Annotated in this window: 22 protein-coding genes and 1 pseudogene; 16 read left to right on the plus strand and 7 right to left on the minus strand. The window is 66.3% G+C overall.

Features of this window, described 5'->3' with window-relative positions; all coding sequences use genetic code 11:
- Positions 1 to 197: 197 nt before the first annotated feature.
- From pgi to ASC93_RS14735, 5 genes are all read left to right on the plus strand, one after another.
- Positions 198 to 1,838 carry a glucose-6-phosphate isomerase gene (gene pgi, locus ASC93_RS14715; protein WP_056443332.1) on the plus strand — a complete coding sequence of 547 codons (1,641 nt, stop codon included), beginning with the start codon at positions 198 to 200 and terminating at the stop codon, positions 1,836 to 1,838.
- 10 nt (positions 1,839 to 1,848) lie between these two features.
- Positions 1,849 to 2,745, plus strand: a complete 897-nt coding sequence (locus tag ASC93_RS14720; RefSeq protein ID WP_056443335.1) for an SMP-30/gluconolactonase/LRE family protein — start codon at positions 1,849 to 1,851, stop codon at positions 2,743 to 2,745.
- Positions 2,746 to 2,955: 210 nt separating this feature from the next.
- Positions 2,956 to 4,425, plus strand: coding sequence for a glucose-6-phosphate dehydrogenase (gene zwf, locus ASC93_RS14725; RefSeq protein ID WP_056443338.1), 1,470 nt, complete (start codon positions 2,956 to 2,958; stop codon positions 4,423 to 4,425).
- 9 nt (positions 4,426 to 4,434) lie between these two features.
- Entirely contained in the window at positions 4,435 to 5,289 is an 855-nt protein-coding gene (locus tag ASC93_RS14730; protein WP_056443340.1) for an SIS domain-containing protein, read from the plus strand.
- Positions 5,286 to 5,873: a YdeI family protein gene (locus tag ASC93_RS14735; RefSeq protein WP_056443343.1), complete on the plus strand. Its 588-nt coding sequence runs from the start codon at positions 5,286 to 5,288 to the stop codon at positions 5,871 to 5,873. Before ASC93_RS14730 ends, ASC93_RS14735 begins: the two co-directional genes overlap by 4 nt.
- A gap of 84 nt (positions 5,874 to 5,957) precedes the next feature.
- On the opposite strand, the gene ASC93_RS14740 is transcribed toward ASC93_RS14735, so the two are convergent.
- Together ASC93_RS14740 and ASC93_RS14745 are read right to left on the minus strand one after the other, a co-directional pair.
- The gene (locus tag ASC93_RS14740) at positions 5,958 to 6,557 is read right to left on the minus strand and encodes an NADPH-dependent F420 reductase (protein ID WP_056443345.1); all 600 of its coding nucleotides are present in this window, start codon (positions 6,555 to 6,557) and stop codon (positions 5,958 to 5,960) included.
- A 35-nt stretch (positions 6,558 to 6,592) separates the two neighbouring features.
- Positions 6,593 to 7,327: an SDR family NAD(P)-dependent oxidoreductase gene (locus ASC93_RS14745; protein WP_056443956.1), complete on the minus strand. Its 735-nt coding sequence runs from the start codon at positions 7,325 to 7,327 to the stop codon at positions 6,593 to 6,595.
- 153 nt (positions 7,328 to 7,480) lie between these two features.
- Between ASC93_RS14745 and ASC93_RS14750 the strand changes: the two genes are divergently transcribed.
- The gene (locus tag ASC93_RS14750; protein ID WP_082548078.1) at positions 7,481 to 8,431 is read left to right on the plus strand and encodes a LysR family transcriptional regulator; all 951 of its coding nucleotides are present in this window, start codon (positions 7,481 to 7,483) and stop codon (positions 8,429 to 8,431) included.
- A gap of 101 nt (positions 8,432 to 8,532) precedes the next feature.
- On the opposite strand, the gene ASC93_RS14755 is transcribed toward ASC93_RS14750, so the two are convergent.
- Positions 8,533 to 9,144 (minus strand): NAD(P)-dependent oxidoreductase, encoded by a 612-nt coding sequence (locus ASC93_RS14755; RefSeq protein ID WP_056443350.1) that lies wholly within the window; start codon positions 9,142 to 9,144, stop codon positions 8,533 to 8,535.
- Between the two features lie 142 nt (positions 9,145 to 9,286).
- Between ASC93_RS14755 and ASC93_RS14760 the strand changes: the two genes are divergently transcribed.
- Positions 9,287 to 9,667, plus strand: coding sequence for a helix-turn-helix domain-containing protein (locus ASC93_RS14760; RefSeq protein ID WP_056443353.1), 381 nt, complete (start codon positions 9,287 to 9,289; stop codon positions 9,665 to 9,667).
- A gap of 73 nt (positions 9,668 to 9,740) precedes the next feature.
- On the plus strand, positions 9,741 to 12,221 hold the full coding sequence (locus ASC93_RS14765; RefSeq protein ID WP_200958339.1) for a glycoside hydrolase N-terminal domain-containing protein: 2,481 nt from the start codon (positions 9,741 to 9,743) through the stop codon (positions 12,219 to 12,221).
- On the opposite strand, the gene ASC93_RS14770 is transcribed toward ASC93_RS14765, so the two are convergent.
- Together ASC93_RS14770 and ASC93_RS14775 are read right to left on the minus strand one after the other, a co-directional pair.
- Entirely contained in the window at positions 12,214 to 13,512 is a 1,299-nt protein-coding gene (locus ASC93_RS14770; RefSeq protein ID WP_056443360.1) for an MFS transporter, read from the minus strand. The two genes, ASC93_RS14765 and ASC93_RS14770, sit on opposite strands and share 8 nt — an antisense overlap.
- Positions 13,513 to 13,520: 8 nt before the next feature.
- On the minus strand, positions 13,521 to 14,087 hold the full coding sequence (locus ASC93_RS14775) for a TetR/AcrR family transcriptional regulator (protein ID WP_056443365.1): 567 nt from the start codon (positions 14,085 to 14,087) through the stop codon (positions 13,521 to 13,523).
- Between the two features lie 135 nt (positions 14,088 to 14,222).
- On the opposite strand from ASC93_RS14775, the gene ASC93_RS14780 reads away from it, so the two are divergent.
- Together ASC93_RS14780 and tal are read left to right on the plus strand one after the other, a co-directional pair.
- On the plus strand, positions 14,223 to 14,720 hold the full coding sequence (locus ASC93_RS14780; protein WP_056443368.1) for a GAF domain-containing protein: 498 nt from the start codon (positions 14,223 to 14,225) through the stop codon (positions 14,718 to 14,720).
- An 82-nt stretch (positions 14,721 to 14,802) separates the two neighbouring features.
- Entirely contained in the window at positions 14,803 to 15,732 is a 930-nt protein-coding gene (gene tal / locus ASC93_RS14785; protein WP_056443372.1) for a transaldolase, read from the plus strand.
- Between the two features lie 96 nt (positions 15,733 to 15,828).
- On the opposite strand, the gene ASC93_RS14790 is transcribed toward tal, so the two are convergent.
- The gene (locus tag ASC93_RS14790) at positions 15,829 to 17,454 is read right to left on the minus strand and encodes a methyl-accepting chemotaxis protein (protein WP_200958340.1); all 1,626 of its coding nucleotides are present in this window, start codon (positions 17,452 to 17,454) and stop codon (positions 15,829 to 15,831) included.
- 388 nt (positions 17,455 to 17,842) lie between these two features.
- Here ASC93_RS14790 and ASC93_RS14795 point away from each other — a divergent pair, with 388 nt between their 5' ends.
- Both ASC93_RS14795 and ASC93_RS14800 read left to right on the plus strand, forming a co-directional pair.
- On the plus strand, positions 17,843 to 18,685 hold the full coding sequence (locus ASC93_RS14795; protein ID WP_162251883.1) for a TauD/TfdA family dioxygenase: 843 nt from the start codon (positions 17,843 to 17,845) through the stop codon (positions 18,683 to 18,685).
- Positions 18,686 to 18,788: 103 nt separating this feature from the next.
- Positions 18,789 to 20,102, plus strand: coding sequence for an MFS transporter (locus tag ASC93_RS14800; RefSeq protein WP_229412747.1), 1,314 nt, complete (start codon positions 18,789 to 18,791; stop codon positions 20,100 to 20,102).
- Positions 20,103 to 20,115: 13 nt separating this feature from the next.
- On the opposite strand, the gene tssK is transcribed toward ASC93_RS14800, so the two are convergent.
- Positions 20,116 to 21,450, minus strand: coding sequence for a type VI secretion system baseplate subunit TssK (gene tssK, locus ASC93_RS14805; RefSeq protein WP_056443962.1), 1,335 nt, complete (start codon positions 21,448 to 21,450; stop codon positions 20,116 to 20,118).
- A gap of 188 nt (positions 21,451 to 21,638) precedes the next feature.
- Here tssK and tssE point away from each other — a divergent pair, with 188 nt between their 5' ends.
- The 4 genes and pseudogenes from tssE to ASC93_RS32155 form a co-directional block, all read left to right on the plus strand.
- Entirely contained in the window at positions 21,639 to 22,118 is a 480-nt protein-coding gene (gene tssE, locus ASC93_RS14810) for a type VI secretion system baseplate subunit TssE (RefSeq protein ID WP_056443378.1), read from the plus strand.
- A gap of 10 nt (positions 22,119 to 22,128) precedes the next feature.
- Positions 22,129 to 23,955, plus strand: coding sequence for a type VI secretion system baseplate subunit TssF (gene tssF / locus ASC93_RS14815; protein ID WP_056443380.1), 1,827 nt, complete (start codon positions 22,129 to 22,131; stop codon positions 23,953 to 23,955).
- The gene (gene tssG / locus ASC93_RS14820; RefSeq protein ID WP_082548052.1) at positions 23,919 to 25,019 is read left to right on the plus strand and encodes a type VI secretion system baseplate subunit TssG; all 1,101 of its coding nucleotides are present in this window, start codon (positions 23,919 to 23,921) and stop codon (positions 25,017 to 25,019) included. Before tssF ends, tssG begins: the two co-directional genes overlap by 37 nt.
- A gap of 176 nt (positions 25,020 to 25,195) precedes the next feature.
- Positions 25,196 to 25,438, plus strand: a pseudogene (locus tag ASC93_RS32155) (phage late control D family protein); the annotation flags it as partial.

A 25,438-nucleotide genomic window follows, 5' to 3' on the forward strand; every position in this document is an offset into this window, starting at 1 on the left:
TACTACGAAATGCGGATTACCGCTCGTTATTCGCTTGGCTTCTGGGAGATAAACGCCTCGTGCACGCGCGCGTCCTGGCGGCGCCTGCTCATCCGCGCCTTCGCGGCACGATGGATTTGTGTAGTGAATTTACGCCTGCTTCCTGTATGATTCGATAACCTGCACAAAATGACATCATACCGTCCAAGTCCATCATCATGCGCCAACCATCCCTGACCAGCATCGCCAGTTACCAGGCCCTCCAGGCCCACGCCCAAGACGCCACGCAATGGCAGATGCGCGACCTGTTCGCGCAAGACCCGCAGCGCTTCGAGCGCCTGTCTGCGGAAGCGGCCGGGCTGTTCCTAGACTATTCAAAAAACCGCCTGGACGGGCGCACGCTTGCACTGCTGGCAAGCCTCGCGCGCGAGCGCGGCGTCGAGCGCCTGCGCGACGCCATGTTCGCCGGCGACAAGATCAACCTGACGGAAAACCGCGCCGTCCTGCACACCGCCCTGCGCGCGCCGCAGGACAAGCAGATCACGGTCGACGGCCAGGACATCACCGCCGACGTGCATGCCGTACTCGCCCGCATCAGGACGTTCAGCGACGCCGTGCGCAACGGCCAGTGGCTCGGCCACACCGGCCGCGAAATCACGGACATCGTCAACATCGGCATCGGCGGTTCCGACCTCGGCCCGAAGATGGTCTGCCTGGCGCTGCGCCAGTTCGCGCATCCGCGCCTCACCATGCATTTCGTCTCCAACGTCGACGGCCACGACATGGACGCGGCGCTGTCGCGCGTGAATCCGGAAACGACGCTGTTCATCATCGCGTCCAAGACGTTCACGACGGCCGAGACCATGATGAACGCGAACACGGCGCGCGCGTGGTTCCTCAGGCACGCACCGGAACAGGCGCTGGCGAAGCACTTCGTCGCGGTCTCGACCAACGTCGAAGCGATCAAGAAGTTCGGCATCGATCCGGACAACATGTTCCCGTTCTGGGACTGGGTCGGCGGCCGCTACTCCGTCTGGTCGGCGATCGGCCTCCCCGTCGCGCTGTGCGTCGGCTACGGCTACTTCGCCGACTTCCTCGCGGGCGCGCACGCGATGGACGAGCACTTCCGCACCGCGCCCATCGAGCAGAACCTGCCGATGATCCTCGCCCTCGTCGGCTTCTGGAACCGCGAATTCCTGGGCTGCCCGTCGGTGTCGATCGCGCCGTACCACCAGGACCTGAACCGCTTCCCCGCCTACCTGCAGCAGCTCGACATGGAAAGCAACGGCAAGCGCGTCACGCGCGCCGGCGACACCATCACGGACTATGCGACCGGCCCCGTGATCTGGGGCGACGTCGGCACGAACGGCCAGCACGCCTACTTCCAGCTGCTGCACCAGGGCACGGACGTCACGCCGATGGATTTCATCGCCGCCCTGCGTCCGGCGCACGAATTCCAGAACCACCACGCGGCGCTGCTCGCCAACTGCTTCGCGCAGTCGGAAGCCTTCATGAAGGGCAAGACGACGGACGAGGTACGTGCGGACCTGGCCGGACAGGATGCCGCCGAGATCGAGCGCCTGGTCCCGCACAAGACCTTCCCGGGCAACCGTCCGAGCAACACGATCCTGATGGAATACCTGACCCCGGCCACGCTGGGCGCGCTGATCGCGCTGTACGAGCACAAGGTGTTCGTGCAGGGCGCGATCTGGGACGTGAACAGCTACGACCAGTGGGGCGTCGAACTGGGCAAGGTGCTGGCCAAGAAGATCGAAGCGGAACTGAACGGCGCCGCGCAGCCGGCGCAGCACGACGGCTCGACCAACGGCCTGATCGCGCGCGCCAAGGCCGCCGTCTGAGGAGCGTTCCATGAAGAGCGAAAAATTCCACATCGTGCATGACGAGCCGATGCTCGTCGGCGAATCGGCCGTCTGGCATGCGATCGAATCCGCGCTGTACTGGGTCGACATCGACGGCAAGTCCGTGCACCGCCTGCATCCGTCGAGCGGCAAGTACTCGCGCTGGAACACGGACACGGAGCCGTCCGCCATCGCGGTCGACCAGGACAACAACCTCGTGCTGTCCACGCGCGCCGGCTTCGTCTACCTGAACACGACGACGGGCGACCTCTCGGACATCGCGCCGGCGCCGTACGACCCGGCCATCGTGCGTTTCAACGACGGCCGCGTCGATCCCGCCGGCCGGTTCTGGGTCGGCACGATGTACGAGCCGCGCGACCAGCCGAAGGCCGAGATGTACGTGCTGGACAAGGGCGCGCTGCGCCTGGCCTGGTCCGGCGGCATGACGAACTCGAACGGCCTGGCCTTCAGCCCGGACGGCAGGACGATGTACCACTCCGACACGACGAGCCACCGCGTCGACGCCTACGATTACGACATCAGGACGGGTACGGCATCGAACCGCCGCAACCTCGTGACCTTCTCGGACGACAAGAAGGCGGCCGACTACGGCGGCCGTCCGGACGGCGCGGCCGTGGACAGCGAGGGCAATTACTGGTCCGCGATGTTCGAAGGCGGCCGCATCGTCAAGCTGTCGCCGACGGGCGAGCTGCTGCAGGAAATCGAACTGCCGGTGCGCTGCCCGACGTCGGTCGCGTTCGGCGGACCGGACCTGCGCACGCTGTACGTCACCAGCGCCAGCAAGGGCCGCTCGAACGACGAGCTGGCAAAGTATCCGCACAGCGGCAAGGTGCTCGCGTTTGCCGTGGACGTGCCCGGCATCGAACAGGCCGAATACCGCGGCTGATTTTTCGGCTGCGCATGGTGGGCTCGGGGAGCCCCCCTACCAGGTTCGTAGCCGTAGGGTGGGCTCCCCGAGCCCACCAAATCCCTCGCGCCCACCTCCGGACAGATGTGGCACCATAAGTTTCAAATCCCTCCCTTTACGTAGTAAATTTTCTTGCGCAGCCAATAATTGTGTAGTAAATTTACAGCATTTCACTCCTCGACAAACACCATGGCTCTTTCCGATTTCGATCTCGTTTTCTTCGGCGGCAGCGGCGACCTCGCGATGCGCAAGCTGTTGCCGGCGATGTATGCCCGTGACGTGTGCAACGACCTGCCCGCGACGGCGCGCATCATCTGCGTCGGCCGCGATGCCATGTCGCAGGAAGCGTTCATCGACATGGTCGAGACCCATGCGAAGCCGCACGTGAAGGAAAACGTCGACGCCGCCGCGTGGCAGACCTTCCTGGACCGCATCACCTATGTCGCCGTCGATGCCGGCAACGTGGCGACCTATGCGGGGCTCGTCGAGGCGCTGCGCGAGGATGCCGGCATCACGCGCGTCTATTACCTGGCCACGCCGCCCCAGTTGTTCGCGCAAATCTGCGAGAACCTGGCCGCCGTGGGCCTGGCAACGCCGGATTCGCGCGTCGTGCTGGAAAAGCCGCTGGGCCGCGACCTCGCGTCGGCCAAGCAGATCAACGCCGACGTCGGCAAGGTCTTCGCCGAATCGCAGATCTACCGGATCGACCACTACCTCGGCAAGGAAACCGTGCAGAACCTGCTGGCCCTGCGCTTCGGTAACATCCTGTTCGAGCCGCTGTGGCGCCGCGAATGGATCTCGGACGTGCAGATCACCATCGCCGAAAAGATCGGCGTCGGCAACCGTCTCGGCTACTACGACAACTCGGGCGCCCTGCGCGACATGCTGCAGAACCACCTGTTGCAGCTGCTGTGCATCGTCGCGATGGAACCGCCGACGTCGATCGCGCCGGATGCCGTGCGCGACGCCAAGCTGCAGGTGCTGCGCTCGCTGAAGCGCTTCACGCCGACGACGCTGTCGCAGAACATCGTGCGCGGCCAGTACCGTTCGGGTTATGTCGACGGCCAGGCGGTGCCTGGCTACCGCGACGAACCGGGCGCGCCCAAGCAGTCGAAGACGGAAACCTTCGTCGCGATGAAGGCCGAAATCGACACGTGGCGCTGGGCCGGCGTGCCGTTCTACCTGCGCACCGGCAAGCGCATGGCCGACCGCCTGGCCGAGATCGTCGTGCGCTTCAAGCCGATTCCACACTCGATCTTCAACCAGCCGACGTCGAGCTTCCAGCCGAACAGCCTCGTGATCCGCCTGCAGCCGGACGAAGGCCTGTCGATGAACCTGATGGCCAAGACGCCGGGCGACTCCATGCGCCTGAAACAGGCCGAGCTCGAACTGGATTTCCGCGAACAGTTCAAGTCCCCGCGCATGGAAGCGTACGAGCGCCTGCTGCTCGACGTCCTGCGCGGCCAGCTCACGCTGTTCATGCGCGGCGACGAGCTGGAAGCCGCGTGGGAATGGGTCGAGCCGATCCTCGAATACTGGGAACAGGACGACACGACGCCGGTCCCGTACACCTCCGGCACGTGGGGCCCGGCCTCCTCTTCCGCGCTGATCGGCCGCGACGGCCTGCAGTGGCGCGAAGAAGCGCTGCCGGAAGACTGAGGACGCACCGTGCTGCTCGATTCGATCCGTACCCAGCTCGACTCGCTGTCGAAGTCCGAGCGCAAGGTGGCGCTCGCCGTGCTGGCCGCGCCCAGCGCCACCGTGAGCCAGAACATCACGGCGCTGGCGCGCAGCGCGCAGGTGTCGGAGCCGACCGTCGTGCGCTTCTGCCGCACGCTCGGCTACGACGGCTGGCACGAGTTCAAGCTGAAGCTCGCGCAAGGCCTCGCGCTCGCGCTGCCCGGCGCGACCGAGCAGCCGGCGCAGGACGACCTCGCCGCGGACCTCGTCAACAAGATCTGCAGCCGCTCCATCAACACCCTGCTCGACCTGCGCAACAACCTGAAACCGGAACTGATCCAGAAAGCGCTCGACATCCTGTCGCGCGCCAACAAGATCGAGTTCTACGGCCAGGGCACGTCGGGCTTCGTTGCGGCCGACGCGCAGCACAAATTCTTCCGCTCGGGCGTGCCGACCGTCGCGTACACCGATCCGGCGATCCACGCCATCGCGGCCGCGCTGCTGCGCGAAGGCGATGCGCTCGTCGCGATCTCGCAGCGCGGCAACAACCCGTCGCTCACGCGCTCGGCGAAGCTGGCGCGCCGCGGCGGCGCGGAAGTGATCGTGCTGGCGCCGTCCGGCACGCCGCTCGCGGAGATGGCGAGCCTCTTGATTCCCATCGACCTCGTGTTCGCGATCGACCCGTACACGCCGATCTCAGCGCGCCTGGCCTACCTCGTCGTGATCGACGTGCTCGCGGTCGGCCTCGCGCTGCAGCGCGGACCCGAATTCCGCAAGAAGATGCAGAACGCGCAGAAGGCCTTGCAGGAATTCGACCTGCAATTCGATTCCTTCATCGGATGACGGCCCCCGTCTTCTTCGAGGACGCAGCCGCTTTTCGCGCCTGGCTCGCGGCGCACGCGCACGAGGCGCGCGAACTGCTCGTCGGCTTTCACAAGGTCGGCACGGGCAAGCCGTGCATGCGCTGGTCCGACTCGGTCGACCAGGCGCTGTGCTACGGCTGGATCGACGGCGTGCGCAAGGGCGTCGACGATGCGACCTACACGATCCGCTTCACGCCGCGCAAACCGGGCTCGATCTGGAGCGCGGTGAACATCGACAAGGTCGCACGGCTGCGCGAACTCGGGCTGATGACGCCCGCGGGCGAAGCGGCGTTCGCCCTGCGCTCGGAAGACCGCTCGCGCGTGTATTCGCACGAGCGCGAATCTCCGGCCGAACTGGCGCCCGCGGACCTCGCCCGCTTCAAGCGCCACAAGGCCGCGTGGGCCTATTTCGAAGCGTGCCCGCCCGGTTACCGCAAGCGCATGCTGCACGTCGTCACGAGCGCGAAAAAGCCGGAGACGCGGGCCGCGCGGCTCGATCGGCTGATCGCGGCGTGCGCGGAGGGGCGGCGGCTCGACGAGTGGGCGCCGGCCAGGAACGCCTGACAGCATCTGCGGCGCCGTCAAGGCGATGTGCGCCGTATTGCTGGCTTTGACGCAGGATCGCGTCGAACGAGCGACCGCGCTTCATCAGTCGAACTTGACGAGGTCCTTGAAGATCAGTTGACCCCAGCTGTTTCCGCGTCCCTGCACCAGCAGTCCACCTTCCGCCAGCGCACCCAGTTTGACCGGTGCGAAACCGAGATCTTCCGCAAGCGAAGCGATCCCGGTTGCGGCGGCGTCATCGTCGCTGGCCAGGAACACGACGCGCCTTCCACCATGTACGGCCGGATCCTGCCCGAGGACGGTAGCGCCCAGATGGTTGAAGCCTTTGACCAGTCGCCCGCCGTTGAAGGCCTGCGCAACGAAGCTGGAAGAAGGCACACCTCCCAGTTCCTCGGGGGGCACGCCGTAGGCATTGGTCACATCGACGATGGTCTTCCCCTGCCAGTCGGGGAGCGCCTTCGCGACGTCTTGGTGCGCTCCGAAACGGACGGCCAAAAAGATGACGTCCGCCTTGACGGCATCCTCCAGTTTCTTGGGAATGACCCCGGGTCCGATCGCGGCCGCATCGGACGCAAAGCTTTCCGGGTCCCGCGTGGTCGCAACCGACACGTCAATGCCTTTGCGCGCAAACGCCCTGGCCAGTGCGTGGCCGATCTTGCCGAAACCGATAATTGCGTAGCTCATATATTCTCCTTGGGTGTATCACGCCTGCGGGCGCGTCAGATTTGCGCGAGGCCGCCGTCGACGGCGACCTCGCTGCCGGTCATGAAACTGCTGTCCTGCGACGCCAGGAAGGCGGCGGCCGCGCCGATCTCCGCCGGATCGGCCATGCGCTCGAGCGGCGTCAGCGAGGCGAAGACCTTCATGCCTTCCGCGCCCAGCGCTTCCTTCGCCAGTTCGGTCGCCGTCGGCCCGGGCGACAGCACGTTGACCCGGATACCCGTGCCCTTCAGGTCCTCCGCCCAGGTCCGCGCCAGGTTGCGCACCGCCGCCTTGCTCGCGCTGTAGGCGCTGAACGCAGGGGCGCCCGTGGTGCCGGCGCTCGAACCGGTCAGGATGATCGAACCGCCGGCGCCCATCAGCGGCAGCGCCTTCTGGACCGTGAAGATCGTCCCCTTCACATTGGTGTCGAAGATGTCGTCGATGTGCGCGGCCGTGATCCGGCCGAGCGGAAGCTGGCTTCCCGCCCCGGCGTTGGCGAAGACGATGTCGAGGGTGCCGCGCTCGGCCTTCACCGCCGCGTACAGCCGGTCGAGGTCGTCCGGATCGGAGACCGAGCCCGCCACCGCGCGGGCATTGGGTCCGAGGTCGGCCGCGGCCGCGTCGAGCGCTTCGCGCCGGCGGCCGAAGATGAAGACGAAGGCGCCCTCCTCGATGAAACGCTTGGCCGCCGCGCGGCCGATGCCGGTCGCGCCGCCCGTGATGACGGCGGTCTTTCCATTCAATCTGTTCATGTCGTGCATTCTTCCGTGGAGTCGTTCCGATGGATAAGCAGCCGACGCGTACCCGCACCGTGCTGCATCGAACTGAATCATGAAGACTGGAAGCGATCGTGAGAAGACGGTATATTGAGATGCAATCTATCTATTTTTGAGATGGGAAAATACATGCTCGATGGCGTCTCCCTGGACCAGCTCAGGACCTTTATTGCCGCTGTGGATGAGGGAAGCTTTTCCGCCGCAGCAAGAAAGCTCAATCGCGTCCAGTCGGCGGTGAGCGGGTGGGTGGGCAGCCTGGAAGCCCGGATCGGCGTGGTGCTGTTCGACCGCTCCGGCCGGTTCCCCAGACTCACGCCCGAGGGAAGCCTGCTGCTCGCCGACGCGCGCAACATCGTCGCCGGCGTGGATACGCTGAAGGCGCGTGCGAAATTGATGGCGTCCGGTCTCGAGCCCGAACTAACGGTCGTCGTCGACGTGTTTTTCCCGACAGCGGTCATCAGCGGCGCCGCAAAGGCATTCGCGGTCAAATTTCCGCTCACCCCGCTACGAATTTTCGTCGAAGGCCTTGGCGCCGCTTATCAACCCGTGCTCGATGGCCGGTGCAGCCTGGGCATTCTCTCGGCCCTGCCGATGGCGTTCCCGTCGCTTGTCAGCGAGCGGCTGGGGACAATCACCCTCGTCGCGGTGGCCGCGCCGGGCCATCCGCTGGCACGATTCGGTCACCGGATACCGCGAGAGGAGCTGGCGAAAGCCGTTCAGCTTGTGCTCACGGACAGGTCCGACCTGCTGGCCGGACGGGACTACGGCGTCGTGTCGCCGCACACCTGGCGGCTGGCCGACTTGTCGACCAAGCACGCCTTCCTCAAGGACGGACTCGGATGGGGAGGGATGCCTCTACACATGGTAGAAAAGGACATTGCCGATGGCACATTGCTAGTGTTGGATGTGGACGAGCTGCCAAGCGCCGGAACGGCGTTTGCCATTTCCGCCTGCCACCAGGCATCGAGCCCACCAGGGCCGGCAGGCCGATGGCTCATCGACCATTTGAAGACAGTGGCGGTGACCGCTCCCGGTCAGCCGCCCACGATCACGACGTCGAACGGCCCCGGCCGGGCCTGAAGCTGGGGGGCGCCGTCATCTGCTCGTCACCATGAAATCATGCGCTTGTCATGCATCGATGAGGTCGAGCCGGCCGTATCGGATGACCGTCGCCGTCGATCTCAATACCCGACCGTGAACCGCTGGCGCACGTGCGCGGGCTTCTCGATCTCGTCGACCAGCGCGACGGCATAGTCTTCATACGAGATCGTGCTGCCCTTCTCGCTCACCAGCAGCTCGTCCTTGGCCAGGCGGAATGTGCCGGTGCGCTCGCCCGGCACGAACATCGCCGACGGCGAGATGAACGTCCAATCGAGATCGCTCACGCCGCGCAGCGCGTCCAGGAATGCGGCGCCCTTCGTCGCCTCGTCCTTGTACGCGGCGGGGAAATCGGGCTGGTCGAGCAGGCGCTTGCCCGGCGCGACGAACAGGCTGGCGGCGCCGCCGACGACGAGATAACGTTTTACGCCGGATGCGCGCACGGCGTCGATCAGCGCGTCCGGCTCGCTGTCGAGGAAGCGCACGGCGCTGATCACGGCGTCGTGGCCCTTCAGCACCTCAGCGAGGCCGGCGGGGTCGGCGACGTCGCCGCGCGCCGCGGTCACACCGGCCCGGGCCGGGACTTTGGACGGATCGCGGACGATGGCCGTGACCTGGTGGTTGCGCGAGACGAGTTCGTTCAGGATGCGCGTGCCGACGTTGCCGGAGGCGCCGATGAGGGCGATGCGTGCCATATGGGATTCCCTAAGTCTGTGGTTGAGAACAGGTCTAAAAACGAGACCGACGAGGCATCTTATGCTAGGCTGCGCGTGCCGCACAAGAAGTCAGCGCGGCGTGATCAGGTCAGCGCGAACTGACCGCTACCCTCTGCACACCATGGCCAAAACGAATCTTCTTGCCGCGCACGGCGGCTTCGAACAACCCTGCCCCATCCGCGACGTGCTGGACCGCATCGGCGACCAGTGGAGCCTCCTCGTGCTCGACGCCCTCGAAGGCGGCACGAAACGTTTCAACGAATTGATGCGCGAACTGGGCGACATCTCCAAGCAGATGCTGTCGCTGACCCTCAAGCGCCTGGAAGAAGACGGCTTCGTGCGCCGCACGCTGTATCCGGAAGTCCCGCCGCGCGTCGAATACGACCTCACGCCGCTGGGCCACTCCTTCCTCGTGCCGATGAAGGGACTGGTCGCCTGGGCCGACGAGCATCACCGGCACGTGTGCGAAGCGCGCGCGCACTACCGGACCAGCACCCGGTAACGAAAAAAAAAATCTCCTGAATTGATTTTTATTTATAATAAACAATCGTCACTATAATAACCAGGAGATCACATTGGACAAGGCAGGTCATCAACAGGTCAACCCTGCCCGGCGCCGGGTGCTCGGCACGCTGGGCCTCGCGGCCGCCGCGGCCGGCATCCCCGGCCTGGCCGGCGCCACCGTCGTGGCGCGCACGGAAGGCGACAAGGACAAGCTGGCGCTGTGGTACGAGCGCCCGGCGCGCCAATGGGTCGAGGCTCTCCCCGTCGGCAACGGCCGGCTCGGCGCCATGGTGTATGGCCGTCCGCTGCAGGAACGCCTGCAACTGAACGAGGACACGCTGTGGGCCGGCGGCCCGTACCGCTTCGACAATCCCGGATTCAAGGCCGCGCTGCCCCGCGTGCGGGCGCTGATCGACGACGGCAAATTCGAACAGGCGCGCGACCTGGTGGCGCGGGACATGATCGCGAAGCCGGCCACGCAGATGCCCTACGGCGCGGCCGGCGACCTGCTGTTCGACTTTCACGGCATCGATGGTGTGCAGGCCTACCGCCGCTCGCTGGACCTCGACACCGCGATCGCCACGACGCGCTTCACGAGCGGCGCCGCGCGCCACGTGCGCGAGGTTTTTTCGAGCGCGCCCGACCAGGTGATCGTGCTGCATCTCCAAGCCACCGGCGGCACACTCGACTTCGACGTCGGCTACCGCCATCCGCGCGAAGTCAAGTATGGCGAGACCACGTACGACGGCTCGAACGCGCAGCAGGCCGCCCCTGTGGGCGCCGCCTGGGACGTGAAGGAAGAGCTGCTGGAAGCGCAGCGCCCCGCGAGCCTGTCGATCCGTCCGGACGGCCCGCGCGCCCTGCTCGTCGAAGGCCGCAACGCGGACAACGCCGGCGTCGCGGGCGCCCTGCGCTACGCCGTGCGCGTGCTGGCGGTCGGTGACGGCAAGGTCGACGCCGCGGGCGACCGCCTGCGCGTGCGCGGCGCGCGCGAGATCACGCTGCTCGTCGGCGCCGCCACCAGTTTCGTGAACTTCCGCGCCCTCGACGGCGACCCCGTGCAGGCCGTGCGCCAGCGCGTCGATGCCGCCGCGCGCAAGACGTACGCCAGCCTGCGCGCCGACCACGTCAAGGCGCACCGGGCGCTGTTCTCGCGGCTGTCCCTGCGCCTCGGCCGTGACGACGCGGGCGCCGGTCCCACCGATGCGCGCATCGCCGCCGTCCCGCGGGCCGACGATGCGTCGCTGGCGACGCTGGCGGCGCTGTACCTGCAGTACGGCCGCTATCTCCTGATCTCGTCGTCGCGGCCGGGCAGCCAGCCCGCCAACCTGCAGGGTATCTGGAACGAGGGGACGAATCCGCCCTGGGGCAGCAAGTACACCATCAACATCAACACCGAGATGAACTACTGGCCGGCGGAAGCGGCCAACGTGGCGCCGTGCGTGGAGCCGCTCGTGGCGATGGTCGAGGAGCTGGCCGTCAGCGGCGCGGACGTCGCGAAGGACGCCTACGGCGCGCGCGGCTGGGTCGCGCACCACAACACCGACTTGTGGCGCGCGGCCGTGCCCATCGACGGCCCGAACTGGGGCATGTGGCCCTGCGGCGGCGCGTGGCTGTGCAAGACGCTGTGGGACCATTACGAGTACGCGCCGGACGACGCGTTCCTTGCCCGCATCTATCCCGTTCTAAAAGGCGCGGCGCTGTTCTTCGTCGACGTGCTCGTCGACGATCCGCATGGCCGCGGCCTCGTCACGTCGCCGTCGATCTCGCCGGAGAACGAGCACCATCCGGGCGTGGCCGTGTGCGCGGGGCCGGCGATGGACCGCCAGATCGTGCGCGACCTGTTCGCGTGGACCCTCGCCGCGCACGACCGGCTGCGCGACCCCGATGCGGACTTCCGCAAGGCGGTGGAAGACAAGCGCGCACGCCTCGCGCCCGACCGCATCGGCGCCCAGGGCCAGTTGCAGGAATGGCTCGACGACTGGGATGCGCAGGCGCCGGAACAGCATCACCGCCACGTGTCGCACCTGTACGCCGTCTACCCCAGCGAGCAGATCAACGTACGCGACACGCCGGACCTGATCAAGGCGGCCAAGGTATCGCTGAACACGCGCGGCGACATGTCGACCGGCTGGGCCACCGCGTGGCGCCTCGCGCTGTGGGCGCGCATGGGCGACGGCGAGCACGCGTACGGCATCCTGCGCGGCCTGCTGGCCCCGGAACGCACGTATCCGAACATGTTCGATGCGCATCCGCCGTTCCAGATCGACGGCAATTTCGGCGGTGCGGCCGGCATCCTGGAAATGCTCGTGCAATCGTGGGGCGGCGAGATCCGCATCCTGCCCGCGCTGCCGCGCGCGTGGCCGGAAGGTGCCGTTCACGGCGTGCGCGCCCGCGGCGGCATCGAGGTCGATGTCGACTGGGCCGGCGGCCGCGCCACGCGGCTCGCGCTGCGCGGCAAGCCGGGCCAGTCGGTGAAGGTGCGGATCGGTGCGCGGCTCGCGACCGTCAAGCTGGACGCCGCCGGACGCGCGCGCATGGCGCTCAGTTGACGGCACCCTCGGCCGCCGGCACCGGGGCGGCCACGCGGCGCCGTCCCGCCAGCACGATCAGCGCGGCGACGCCGCACGCCGCGGCCGCCGTGTACACGGCCGGCGAATAGGTGAACGCAAGCGTGCGGATGCGGCCCGCGCCGTACGCCGCCACGGCCGCGCCGAGCTGGTGGCCGGCGAACACCCAGCCGAAGATCATCGGCGCGCGCTTGCCCCAGGCCTGCGCGGCCAGGCGGACGGTCGGCGGCACGGTCGCGATCCAGTCGAGACCATAGAACATGGCGAACAGCGACAGGCCCGTGAGCGTGAAATCGGCCGACGGCAGCCAGGCCAGCGACAGCCCGCGCACACCGTAGTACCAGCACAGCAGGTAGCGGCTGTCGTAGCGGTCGGACAGCCAGCCGGACAGGATCGTGCCGACGAGGTCGAACGTGCCCATCATCGCCAGCACGGACGCGGCGGGGACGGCGCCGAGGCCCGCGTCGCCGCACAGCGAAATGAAGTGGGTCTGGATCAGGCCATTCGTCGACAGGCCGCAGATGAAGAAGCTGCCGAACAGGACCCAGAACACGCGGTCGCCGCGCACGCTGGCGAGCGTGGTGAACGGCGTGCGGATCGACACCGGTGCGCGCGCCGGCACGACGGGCGTTACGGACGTGTCGCCGCCGTACGGCACGAGGCCCAGTTCCTGCGGATGGTCGCGCACGAACAGCAGCGCGATGACGGCCACGAGCGCGCAGCTGGCCATCACCGGCAGCAGCGCCGTGCGCCAGCCGCCATGTTCGATCAGCCACGTGCCGACCGGCAGGAACACGAGCTGCCCCGTCGCCGAGCTGGCGGTCAGAAGTCCCATCACGAGGCCGCGGCGCCGCTCGAACCAGCGGTTGGCGACGACCGCGTTGAGCACGAGGGCCGTCATGCCGGACCCCACGCCCAGCATCACGCCGAGCAGCAGCACGAGTTGCCAGAAGTCCGTCATCTGGCGCACGAGACCGAGGCCGGCCGCGATGACGGCGAGCGCCGTCACCATCACGTTGCGCAGGCCGAAGCGTTCCATCAACAGGGCGGAGAATGGCCCCATCAGGCCGAACAGCGCGAAGCGCACGGCCAGCGCCGTCGAGATCTGGTCGACGCTCCAGCCGAATTCATGGCTCAGGGGTTTCAGCAGGGCGCCCGGCAGGCCGAGGGCGGCGGACGACGACAGCGCCGTCAGGAAGGTGATGGCGGCGACGAGCCAGCCGTAGTGCAGGCCGCGGCGGCCCATCCACCGGGCGACAGATGTGGAAAGCATGGGAGTCCTTAGTCGAGAAGACGGGCCGTGGCCGCGTCGAGGATACGGTGGGCGTAGGCGTCGTCCTCGACGGCGCGCGCCAGCACGAGGGCACCGACCATCGTGGAAAAGGCGGCGAGCGCGTCGTCCGGGGTCGCGTCCGGATTCTTCCTGCGCAGCGCGCCGTCGAGGATGTCGACGAAGGTCTTGACGCCCGCCTCGAAGTGGCGCGGCAGTTCGGGGCCGTGGCGGGCCGCGTCCGGGCCGAGCGAGGCGATGACGCAGCCGGAACCGGGGCGCCCGCGGTGCCCCGGCGTCAGGTAGCGGCGCACGAGGGCCGCGTAGGCGCTCTCCCCCGCGTCCGCCGCCGCACGCCGCCACCCGTCGATGCCTTTTTCCAGCGCGCGGTCGCAGGCCTGGGCGATCAGGTCGTCCTTGGACTTGAACTGTTTATAGAACGCGCCGTGCGTGAGGCCGGCCGCGGCCATCAGCTCGGCGAGGCCGACCCCGTCGAAGCCCCGTTCGCGGAACAAGCGGCTGGCGGCATCGATGACGGCCTGGCGGTTTTCCTCCGCCTGGATTCGATTGACTCGCATGATTTCCCCCTAATATGGATGTCAATCATAATCCATTTTTCGAAATAGATGTCAACTGCCATCTATTTTTCCGGCCAGCGCGGCGGCGCACGCTGCCGTAAAATACGTGTTTTCGACAACGCAGCATCCGTCCCCATGCACATCAATCCCGAACGCAGCACCCGTCCCGACTACGGCCTGCTGGTACGCCAGGTCGCCAGCATCCTCGAGGGCGAGCGCGACCTGACCGCGAACGCGGCGCAGTTCTCGGCACTCGTGTACGACACGCTCGCCGACCTGAACTGGGCCGGCTTCTATCTCACCGTGCCCGCCAGATCGGGCGCCGGCCAGGACCTGCTCGTCGGTCCGTTCCAGGGCAAGCCGGCCTGCGCCCGCATCCCGTTCGGCCGCGGCGTGTGCGGTACGACGGCCGCCCGGCGCGAGACCATCGTCGTGGCGGACGTGCACGCGTTCCCGGGCCACATCGCGTGCGATTCGGCGTCGAATTCGGAAATCGTCATCCCGCTCGTCAAGGACGGCCGGCTCGTCGGCGTGTTCGATATCGACAGCCCGTCGCTGGACCGGTTTTCGGACGAGGACAAGGCGGGGCTGGAAAAAATGGTCACGGCATTCCTGGATGCGACCGATTGTTGATGTATCGGCGTTTGGTGGGCACGGGGTGCCCACCCTACGATTCCAGATACAATAACCGCCTGAACCCTTCTCTCTCCGCATCATGAACCAACTCGAACAGCTCAAGCAGTACACCACCGTCGTGGCCGACACCGGCGACTTCCAGTCGATCAAGGCCTATGCGCCGCAGGATGCGACGACGAACCCGTCGCTGATCCTGAAAGCCGTCCAGAAGCCGGAATACCGTCCGCTGCTGGAAAAGACCATCGCCGACTTCCCGAACGCGTCGACCGAGGAAATCGTCGACCGCCTCCTGATCGCGTTCGGCACCGAGATCCTGAAATTCGTGCCGGGCCGCGTGTCCACCGAAATCGACGCCGCGCTGTCGTTCGACACGCAGGCGACGGTCGCCAAGGGCCGCGAACTGATCGCCCTGTACGAAGCCGCCGGCATCCAGCGCGGGCGCGTGCTGATCAAGATCGCGTCGACGTGGGAAGGCATCCGCGCCGCCGAGATCCTCGAGCGGGACGGCATCCGCTGCAACCTCACGCTGCTGTTCTCGTTGTGCCAGGCCGTGGCCTGCGCCGAAGCGGGCGTGCAGCTGATCTCGCCGTTCGTCGGCCGCATCTACGACTGGTACAAGAAATCGACCGGCACCGACTACCAGGGCGCGGACGATCCGGGCGTGCAGTCGGTCAAGCGCATTTACCAGTACTACCGCAAGTTCGGCTACAAGACCGAGGTGATGGGCGCGAGCTTCCGCAACACGTCGCAGATCCTGGAACTGGCCGGCTGCGACCTGCTGACCATTTCGCCGGACCTGCTGCAAAAGCTGGCCGACACCGAAGGCACGGTCGAGCGCAAGCTGGTGACGGACCCGAACGCCGACATCGACAAGATCGCACTCGACGAAAAGACGTTCCGCTTCATGCTGAACGAAGACGCGATGGCGACCGAGAAGCTGGCCGAAGGCATCCGCGCGTTCTGCGCCGATTCCGGCAAGCTGAAGAAGATGATCGGCGAGATGCGCTGATCCGCACGGGCCGGCGGCCGGCGCTCCGCCGCTCCGCCGCTCCGGCAAACAAAAACGGCAGCCCGCGGGCTGCCGTTTTTCATGACTGGTCCCGAATCAGGCGCGCGCCAGCGCCGGCGTGATTGCCCGGCCCATATAATGCTCCGGCTCGCGCGGCGCATCGAACGCTTCGAGGCGGAACACGCTGACCAGCTGGTCCAGCGCGGCTGCCTGCTCCTGCAGGCTTTGGGCCGTGTGGGCGGCCTGCTGCACGAGACCGGCGTTCTGCTGGGTCACCGTGTCCATCTGCGTGATCGCCTGGTTCACCTGTTCGATACCGGCGCTCTGCTCGCGGCTCGCGTGGCTGATCTCGGCCATGATCGCATGCATGCGCTCGACGCTTTTCAGCACTTCGTTCATGGTCGTCCCGGCTTCGCTGACGAGCAGGTTGCCCGCCTCGACCTGCTGCACGGAGCTGCCGATCAATTCCTTGATCTCCTTCGCGGCCGCGGCCGAACGCTGGGCCAGGTTGCGCACTTCCGTCGCGACGACGGCGAAACCACGGCCCTGCTCACCGGCGCGCGCCGCTTCCACGGCCGCGTTCAACGCCAGGATATTGGTCTGGAACGCGATGCCGTCGATGACGGCGATGATGTCGACGATTTTCTGCGACGACGAGTGGATCGAGCCCATCGTGTCGACGACACGCGCCACGGCGGCGCTGCCCTTCTGGGCGATGCCCGCCGCCGTGTCGGCCAGCGCGTTCGCCTGGCCCGCGTGCTCGGCGTTCTGCTTCACGGTCGACGTCAGCTCTTCCATCGACGCGGCCGTCTCTTCCAGCGAACTGGCCTGCTGCTCGGTGCGCGACGACAGGTCCAGGTTGCCGCCGGCGATCTCGTCGGATGCCTGCGAGATGGTCGCCGTCGCGCCGCGCACGTCGCCGACGATCTTCGCCAGGTTGTCGCGCATGGATTTCATCGCGTACAACAGGCTGGCCTGGTCGCCGGCACGGGTCTCCACCCGCACCGACAGGTCGCCGGCGGCGATGCGCGTGACGATCTCGGTGGCGTAATCCGGCTCGCCGCCCAGGCGGCGCATCAGCCAGCCGGTGATGAACACGGCACCGGCCGCGCCCAGCACGACGCTGCCGAGCACCAGCGACAGGATCCACACGCGCGACGCCGTGTAGCGCGCATTGCCCTCGACCGCCGCCGCGCGGCCGCCTTCCGTGTACATGTCGACGATCTTGTCGACGTGGCCGCGCAGCGCGACGATGAGCTTGTTCGACTCGCCGCGGATCAGCTTCTTGGCCAGCGCGTCGTCGCCGGCGCGCGCCGCCGCACGGATCTTGCCGTCCTCGATCATGTAGCGGTCCCACATCTCGAGCAGCTGCGCGTACATCTGCTTTTCTTCGGCCGATTCCTGCAGTTTCACGTAGTCGTCCTGCATCTTGTGCAGATCGATCAGGTCTTTCGCGATGACCTTGTCGTATTTATCCATTTCCGACTGTTCGTTGGAAATGATGTATTGCAATTCGCGGGTGCGAATACGGGCGAGCTGCGATTTGATGTCTTCGATGACACGGATGCTCGGCATCCAGTGCTCCGACAATTTCATCGACGTGTCATTAACTTGTGTTAGCTGCCAGATCGCGACAGCACCGACGAGTGCCGTCAGCGCCAGCACGACGGCAAATGCAATTCCCAATTTCGTAGCGAGACGCAGGCTTGATAAATATCTCATGGTTACCGTTTGAAATGTTGACTTTCATGTTACAATGTTTCCCCACATCAACCATGATACCCGACGAGAGATGTCTACACATCCTCCTTTTCCATTCTTGTCGAGTTTTTGCGACAGTCCGATCGTTACTTATATTTTTGAAATAAAGTTATTTCAAGACACAAAAACAACGATGTGTAGCCCTGATATCTTTTAGAATACGGACCTTTCCTTCCGGCAACTTCTGGAGCTCCTGATGCTTACGTCCATTTCTCATCTTGGCAAGATTGCATTTGCAAAACTGGCTTTCTCGTGGGATTCCGATCTCGATTCCATTTTCGAAATATTGTCGAATCGTTTCGATGGATTTAATAACAACGGCTTTTATGCGCATCCCGACGAAATCGAATTGCGCAAGGAATTGGCCCGCGTCCCGACCCTGGCCCATCTGGCGGAAGGCATTCGCGGCCTGAACGCGCACGGCGTCGTGCTGTACGACCTGGGTCTGGCGCATCTGCCGGAAGACCGCCGCAATGCCGCGCTGTATGCGATCACGCTGATGCTCGGCTACCCGACCTCGACGGACCAGCGCACGGGCCGCGTGGCCTGGGACGTCCGCGCCCGCCCGCTCGAAGAAATCGACGGCCGCTTCACCACGTTTTCCGAGCGCATCGGCAGCGCCGACATGCACACGGATTCGTCGTTCTATCCGATGCCCGAAGAACAGTTCATCCTGTACGTGGTGAACGCGGCGCGCTGCGACGGCGGCCACTCGCTGCTGGTCGACGGCGAAGACATTTACCTGGCGCTGCAGAAGACCGAGGAAGGCCGCAAGGCGTTCGACCTGCTCAGCACGACGCCGGTGCCGTTCCGCGTGCCGGCCATCTACGCGGCCGGCGACAACAACGTCGAGGTGAACGTGGCGCTGGTGTTCGGGCCGGCCACGCGTCCCGGCACGCGCTTCACCATGCGCTGGCGCTACGACTCCATCATGAAGGGCCTCGCTGCCCGCCCCGACCTGGGCACGCCCGAGCTGCACGCCGCGCTGGCGCTGATGAACGACGTGGCCGAGCACCAGGCCGTGCGCTTCAAGGACCAGCTGCCGACCGACACCCTGATGTTGGCCGACAACCACAACATGCTGCACGGCCGCACGACCTACACCGACGAGCGCCGCCACCTGATCCGCATCCGCATCTCGGACGTGCCGAACGCCGAGCGCGTCGGCCCGTCGGGCGTCGTCAGGGATTGAGATGAGCGAGACTGTACTTGCCCGCGGCGCCGCCCCCGGCGTGACGCCGCAACCCGCCGCCGTCCCCGCCGACGGCCTGCCGCCGGCGCGCCGCCGCTGGGCGATGACGGCATTGATGACGGGCGTGTCGATGGCGTCGCTCGACACGGCGATCGCCAACACGGCCCTGCCCGAACTGGCCCGCCAGCTGCATGCCGGCGCCGCCGCCTCGGTCTGGATCGTGAACATTTATCAGCTGGCGATGGTCGCCACCCTGCTGCCGTTCGCGGCGCTGGGCGAACGCATCGGCTACCGGCGCGTCGCGACGTCCGGCCTGGCGCTGTTCACGCTGGCGTCGCTGTTCTGCGCACTGGCGACGAACCTGCCGCTGCTCGTGGCCGCGCGCCTGCTGCAGGGTCTCGGCGCGAGCGCCCTGATGGGCGTGACCACGGCCATGATGCGCGCCATCTATCCCGCGCGCCAGCAGGGCCAGGGCTTCGGCCTGAACGCCCTCGTCGTCGCGGTGGCGTTCGCCGTCGGGCCCACGGTCGCCTCGATGATCCTGGCGTTCGCGTCGTGGCCGTGGCTGTTCGCCATCAACGTCCCGATCGGCGCGGCTGCCTTCCTGCTCGCACGGCGCGTCCTGCCCGACAATGCGCGGGCCGCGCACGACTTCGATGCCGGCGCGGCACTGTGCAACGCCGGCGCCTTCGGCCTGTTGATCCTGCTGCTGGGCGATGCGGCCCACGGCGCGGCGCCCGTCCGCCTGGCCCTGGAAGCCGCCGGCACGTTCACGTGCTTCGCGCTGCTGCTGCGGCGCCAGCGCGGCCATGCGGCGCCGATCCTGCCGACCGACCTGCTGGCGCGGCCGCTGTTCGCGCTGTCCGCGCTGACGGCCGTGTGCACGTTCGCCGTCCAGAGCCTGGCCTTCGTCGCCCTGCCCTTCCACTTCGAGCAGGTACTCGGCCGTTCGCCCGTGGAGACGGGCTTCCTGCTGACGCCCTGGCCGGTCCTGGTCGGCATCATGGGACCGATCTCCGGCCGCTTGTCCGACCGCTACCCGTCCGGCCTGATGGCCGGGATCGGCCTGCTCGTGCTGTGCGCCGGCATGCTGGCGCTGCTGTGGATGCCGGATGCGCCGAGCACGTTCAGCATCGCATGGCGCATGGCCGTCTGCGGCGCCGGATTCGGCCTGTTCCAGGCGCCGAACATGAAAGCGATCATGGGCAGCGCCCCGCGCGAACGGGCCGGCGGCGCGAGCGGCATCGTCGCGACGGCGCGCCTGACGGGCCAGGCCAGCGGCGCCGCGCTGGTGGCCGGCTGCCTCGTGCTGTCGGAGCACCACGGCACCAGCTACGCCCTCGCGGCGGCGGCGGCCATCGCCCTGCTGGGCGCGGCCATCAGCTTCGCGCGCCTGCACAAGCGCATGCGCGGGTGACGAAGCACCGGGACTACTGCGTGAACGCGATCAATTCGATGTTCAGTTCACGCATCCCGGCCGGGGCATAGATCGCGATCGCTTCCGCTTTCAGCGCATTTTCGTAGAGTCCGTTCTTGGTCGACACCGAGAAATAATAGGTGTCGGGACGGACCGGCACCGCCGCCGGCACCTGCGGCATGTGCGTCAGCGCGATGCCGGGCAGTGCCGATGCCACGATCCGTTCGATGTCGTCGGGCGACCCGATCTTGAACCGGATCGGTACGGCCGCCACCAGTTCGAGCGCCGGCATGTCCGCGCTCACGGCGAGGCAGAGCTGCGTGTCCTGGGTCAGTTTCGACGCATCCAGCGTGCCCCGGTAGTGAGTGCGCCGATTGTCTTCCGCGATGAGCGGAATGGTGAAGTACCTGGCCGAGATGACGGTGTCCACCAGGTCGCGGATCACGGTATCGAGCTGTGCGAACGTGACGCCGGGATCGGCGTGGACATAGGCCGGCAGGTCCACCGTCGCGTACCTGTCCGAAAACGTCATCAATCCACCCGCGAGCGCCAGCAGCTTCTCGTACAGGGCTTCGGGATGCTGCACGCGCGAGCGCGCGCAATGCTGCAGGGACGCGTTCGCGGTGCCGATGATGTTCAGCATCCACCACGAGGTGATATCGCCCGCATGCACCTCGAAGGTGGACGCATTCGTCTTCCGGTGCGCGTTATGGAGCGATACGGTCTTGGCAGTCAGTGCGCTCATCAAGCCGTCGAGCAGCTGCTGGAGCGGGCGGGCGGCACCGATCGCCAGGCACGGCGGGACGAACGCCGGATCGACCTCGAAACCGCCGCGCGGGTCGCGATGGATGCGCAGCACGGGAAAACTGACGTGTCCATCGCGCGGCTCGGCGTGCGTCAGGAGCCGGATCCGCTTTTTCAGGAACGGCACGTCGATCGGCACCGCGTCGCTGAACAGGTCGGATGTCTCGGACTCGGCCAATGCGTAGCGGCCGCCCTCTTCCGCGTTGGCGCCGTGCGGCCGGATGGTCGGGAGCGCGGCGTAGATCGTGAAGGTATTGGTTTCCGGGGGCAGCTGGGTCAGGTCGACAGGGACCGGCAACAGGTCCGTCGCGGGCGCCTCGTAGACTTCCCCGTCCTGGAAAATCAGCGACATGGCCTGGGCTTCGAGCAGGTTGTGGCCGAGGCCATCCATATTCCATTGCAGCAGGCGGACACCCCAGAAGTTCGGATTGAGCGCCGACGCCATCCTGAGCAGCCGCGTCTCGTGGTACAGGTCCTGTCGTTGGAAATGCTGGGGGCCCAGCGTCAGCCCTTCGGACCACAAGATCTTCGCTCCCAAGCTCATCGCTTCCTCCTCGTTCAACGTTCATTCCAGAAAGCATGGCGGGCATTGCGCGGAGATTGTTGATCTGGCGCATCAACCGCGACCGCGCTTGTCCTCGCCGGGTCCGTTGACAGGACGCAACTTTGTTTTCGACAAGACGGCAATAATGAACGCTTCCTCAGCTTCGAGACGGCTTGAAAGGAAACAGCATGCAGAGTTTCACGCCAGGCTTGTTCGACCGTCTGGATGCCGACGACGACGCCCCCCAGCGCGCATCCCGCGCGCCCGCCAGGAAGAGCGACGACTGGAAGGAAAGCATCACCCGCGACCTGGAAGCGCTCCTCAACACCCGCTCCGCCCTGCTCCCCGATGCGCTCACCGGCTATCCCGAGGTCGGCGGATCCATCGTGAACTATGGCCTGATCGATTTCGCCGGCATGTGCATGACGAGCGACACGGACCAGAAACGCATCTGCACCGCGGTCCGCCAGGCGATCGAACGGCATGAGCCGCGGCTGGACAAGGTGACGGCGACGCTGCAGCCGAGGAAAGGCGCCATCAACCGGGTCGACTTCGTGATCACGGCCCAACTGAAGAACGCGCCGGTGGCCGATCCGATGCATTTCAACGCCGTGTTCCAGCCATCGCTCCAGCGCTATTCGATCCAGAGCGTACGCAGCGCGCCTTAGGTCCGCCACCATGGATGAACTGTTTGCCCAATACGAACGCGAGCTCGTCACCATGCGGCAGCTTTGCCGCGAATACGCCGAGCGCTATCCGAAGGTCGCGGCCAAGCTGCAGCTCGGCGGAGAAGCCTGCGACGATCCGCATGTCGAACGGCTGATCCAGTCCGTCGCCCTGCTGTGCGCCCGGGTGTCGAAGCGGCTGGACGACTCGTATCCGCAATTTACGGAGGCGCTGCTCAATCTCCTGTTTCCGCACTATCTCAGGCCGTTTCCGTCCTGCGCGATCGTGCGCGTCCTCCCGGCCACCGACGACGCCGACCCCGGCACCGCGACATTCCCGCGCGGGACGCTGCTCGAGTCGGCGCCGGTCCGCGGCGTGAACTGCAAATTCCAGACCGCCTATGACGTCGCGCCGTCTCCGGCAGCGATTGCGTCGGCCTGGTTCGATACGGTGATCCATGCGCCGGCGTCGACCCGGCTCCCGCCGGGCGCGGCGGCGGCCATCGGTATCGAATTCACGTCCGCCGGTTCCACCGGCACGCCGGCGCCCTTGAGGATTTATCTCGACGGCGACGCTTCGTTCCGCGCGGCGCTGCGCGATGCGCTGTTCATGCGCACGGTGTCGGCCTGCGTCCAGGCAGGAGCGGACGGGGCATGGATACCGCTCGCCGCGATACCGATCGCCGCGGTCGGCTTTGCCGACGATGATGCCCTGATCCCGTTCGATGCCCGCTCGCACCGCGCCTACCGGATTCTTGCCGAGTATTTCGCCTTTCCGGAGAAATTCAACTTCGTCGACGTCGACCTGGCCGCCCTCCGCGCCCGGCTTCCACCGGATTGCACGCGCTTCACGCTGCACCTGGCGCTGGCGGGCGTAGCGCCGGGCTCGGACCAGGCCAGGATGCTCGCCGGCCTGTCGGCGCACAGCCTGCTCACCGGCTGCACCCCGGTCGTCAACCTGTTCAGCCAGCCCGGGGTCCCGATCCGGTACGACCAGCGGACTGCGGAATACAGCGTGCTTGCGCATTCCGCCCATGCGGCGGGGTATGAAGTGTATTCGGTCGACCGGGTCCACATGGTGCGGCAGCAGGGCAAGGACATCGCGCCGATCGAATTTCGCCCGTTCTATGCGCTCCGGCATGGCGAAAGCGATGCGCACAAGGGACGCTACTGGATAGTGCGCCATGACGATACGCTGGCAGTCACCAGCCCCGGCCACGAAAAAGTCATCTCGCTCGTCGATACCGACGGTGCGCCGCTCGCGGTCGAGCAGGCGACGCTGTCGATCGACCTCACCTGCACCAACCGCGACCTGCCCTGCCTGTTGAAATGCGGAGCGGTGGACGGCGACCTGTCCATTCCCGGCACGACGCAGGGCGTGCGGATACGTTTCCTGCGCCGGCCCACGCGTCCGCATCGCCTGGCAAATGGCCAGGGCATCCACTGGCGCCTCATCTCGCACCTGACGCTCAACCATCACTCACTGGCGCAAGAAGGGGCCGACGGCCTGCGCGAGATGCTCGCCTTGTACGACGTTACCGGGTCCGCCGTATCGCGGCGGCAGATCGCCGGCGTCGTCGGACTTGAACATGCCGAGGCGACCGCGTGGATCAGGCACAAGCGCGGGTCGTCCCTCGCGCACGGAACCGAGGTGCGCCTGACGATCGACGAAGAAGCTTTCGTCGGCGCCGGCCTGCACCTGTTCGTGCAGGTCATCGACCAGTTCTTTGCGCTGTATGTTCAGATGAACAGTTTTATCGAGCTGGTGATCCTGTCACACCACACCGGAGAGGAGCTGTTCCGATGCAAACCGCGAAGCGGCAGCATGCCCCTGTCATGATCGAGCGCCTCATCGCGGCACCGTACCGCTACCGGTTCGCGCAACTGCTGAACATCCTCGTGCGGACGCTGCGCCAACAGGGCATCCCGTACCGCCAGGCATTCGACCAGGTGCTGCGCTTTCGTAACAGCCTGTCGCTGGCTTTTCCGGCGAGCGAGATCGAAAGCATGCGGGTCGAATCGGCGCAGGCTGCCGGGACACCTCGCATTCACATCACCTCCGCATTCATCGGACTGCTTGGCGCAAACGGCACCTTGCCCCTGCACGACACCGAACGCGCCGCCGCGAGGACGGGCCCGGGCACCGACGAAAGCTGGAAGCCGTTCATCGATCTGTTTTCGAATCGGGCCGTCGGCCTGTTCTACGAGGCGTGGGGCAAATACCGTGTCGAACATGGCCTGAATACGCGCGCCCAGGACGATCTGCTGCCGCTGCTGACCGCACTGGGCGGCCTACGGTCCACCAGTTTCGGGCCAGCGCGGCCCTTCGATTCGATTCCTTCGGAAGCCGCCGCCTTCTACGCTGGATTGCTCCGGACGCGCCCGATCGCCGCCTCGACCGTGGAACGTGTGCTGGGCGACTATTTCGGCGTTCCCGTGCGCCTCGAAGAATTCGTCGGCGCCTGGGACCCGTTGCCGGCGGCGATCCGCAGCACGCTTGGCGTCACCGATCCCACCCTCGGCTTCGGCGCCGCGCTGGGTACGCGCACGTGGCGCAACGACTTGCGTGTCCGCCTCCATATCGGCCCGCTGGATGAGGAAACGGCGAAGGCTTTCCTGCCGCATGGCCGGTCTCACGCGGCATTGAAGGACATGGTCAGCCTGTTTGCCGTGCCCTCCATCCAGTATGAAGTCAGGCTCTTGCTGGACAAGCCGTGTCTCAAGCCGCTGACCTTGCGGACCAAGGGGCAGGACCGGAAACGCCTCGGTTGGAATTCCTTCCTGACGGGCACGGAAGGCAAGGCGAGCCGGCCGGATATTCGATCTGCGCTGCGGCTCACAATGGGCCGAGGATCGACGGGACGGCAGAATCGGGACGCACAAGCGCCGGCGGTTCGACTGTAATTGTTTGAACGCACCTACCGGTCTGCATCGAGAACCATCGAACCGGGCAAATCAGCGCTTGTTGCAGCATTCATTCTCCCCGGCGCCTTCTTGCTGTTGATCAAGGTCACTCGCCGTCCTGTTGAGTACCTTAACCGACGGAAATCTGATACCTGATAAACCATCGGAGGTGCTGCATGGATGGTAGCCAAGCGATCGCGGCGGGCGCTGCGCTGTCGGTGTTCAGTCTCGATGCGCAGCACGACCGCCTCATGCGCCTGGACTTCCCCCAAAGTGACGGACCGGATGCCATCCTCCTGCCGAACCGGATGACCGCGCGCGAAGAAGTCTCCCGCTGCTTCCGCGTCGAAGTCGAACTCCTGTCGGACGACGCCCGGATTCCCCTGAAGGCGATGATGGCCAGGATGGTGACGATTTCC

Origin of the sequence: Massilia sp. Root335, assembly GCF_001425685.1 — a bacterium.
Taxonomy (GTDB): Bacteria; Pseudomonadota; Gammaproteobacteria; order Burkholderiales; family Burkholderiaceae_D; genus Telluria; species Telluria luteola.

Coding starts and splice junctions, on each gene's coding strand:
- pgi (WP_056443332.1), top strand. CDS start 198: ATGCGCCAACCATCCCTGACCAGCATCGCCAGTTACCAGGCCCTCCAG.
- ASC93_RS14720 (WP_056443335.1), top strand. CDS start 1,849: ATGAAGAGCGAAAAATTCCACATCGTGCATGACGAGCCGATGCTCGTC.
- zwf (WP_056443338.1), top strand. CDS start 2,956: ATGGCTCTTTCCGATTTCGATCTCGTTTTCTTCGGCGGCAGCGGCGAC.
- ASC93_RS14735 (WP_056443343.1), top strand. CDS start 5,286: ATGACGGCCCCCGTCTTCTTCGAGGACGCAGCCGCTTTTCGCGCCTGG.
- ASC93_RS14740 (WP_056443345.1), bottom strand. CDS start 6,557: ATGAGCTACGCAATTATCGGTTTCGGCAAGATCGGCCACGCACTGGCC.
- ASC93_RS14745 (WP_056443956.1), bottom strand. CDS start 7,327: ATGAACAGATTGAATGGAAAGACCGCCGTCATCACGGGCGGCGCGACC.
- ASC93_RS14750 (WP_082548078.1), top strand. CDS start 7,481: ATGCTCGATGGCGTCTCCCTGGACCAGCTCAGGACCTTTATTGCCGCT.
- ASC93_RS14755 (WP_056443350.1), bottom strand. CDS start 9,144: ATGGCACGCATCGCCCTCATCGGCGCCTCCGGCAACGTCGGCACGCGC.
- ASC93_RS14760 (WP_056443353.1), top strand. CDS start 9,287: ATGGCCAAAACGAATCTTCTTGCCGCGCACGGCGGCTTCGAACAACCC.
- ASC93_RS14770 (WP_056443360.1), bottom strand. CDS start 13,512: ATGCTTTCCACATCTGTCGCCCGGTGGATGGGCCGCCGCGGCCTGCAC.
- ASC93_RS14775 (WP_056443365.1), bottom strand. CDS start 14,087: ATGCGAGTCAATCGAATCCAGGCGGAGGAAAACCGCCAGGCCGTCATC.
- ASC93_RS14780 (WP_056443368.1), top strand. CDS start 14,223: ATGCACATCAATCCCGAACGCAGCACCCGTCCCGACTACGGCCTGCTG.
- tal (WP_056443372.1), top strand. CDS start 14,803: ATGAACCAACTCGAACAGCTCAAGCAGTACACCACCGTCGTGGCCGAC.
- ASC93_RS14790 (WP_200958340.1), bottom strand. CDS start 17,454: ATGAGATATTTATCAAGCCTGCGTCTCGCTACGAAATTGGGAATTGCA.
- ASC93_RS14800 (WP_229412747.1), top strand. CDS start 18,789: ATGACGGCATTGATGACGGGCGTGTCGATGGCGTCGCTCGACACGGCG.
- tssK (WP_056443962.1), bottom strand. CDS start 21,450: ATGAGCTTGGGAGCGAAGATCTTGTGGTCCGAAGGGCTGACGCTGGGC.
- tssE (WP_056443378.1), top strand. CDS start 21,639: ATGCAGAGTTTCACGCCAGGCTTGTTCGACCGTCTGGATGCCGACGAC.
- tssF (WP_056443380.1), top strand. CDS start 22,129: ATGGATGAACTGTTTGCCCAATACGAACGCGAGCTCGTCACCATGCGG.
- tssG (WP_082548052.1), top strand. CDS start 23,919: ATGCAAACCGCGAAGCGGCAGCATGCCCCTGTCATGATCGAGCGCCTC.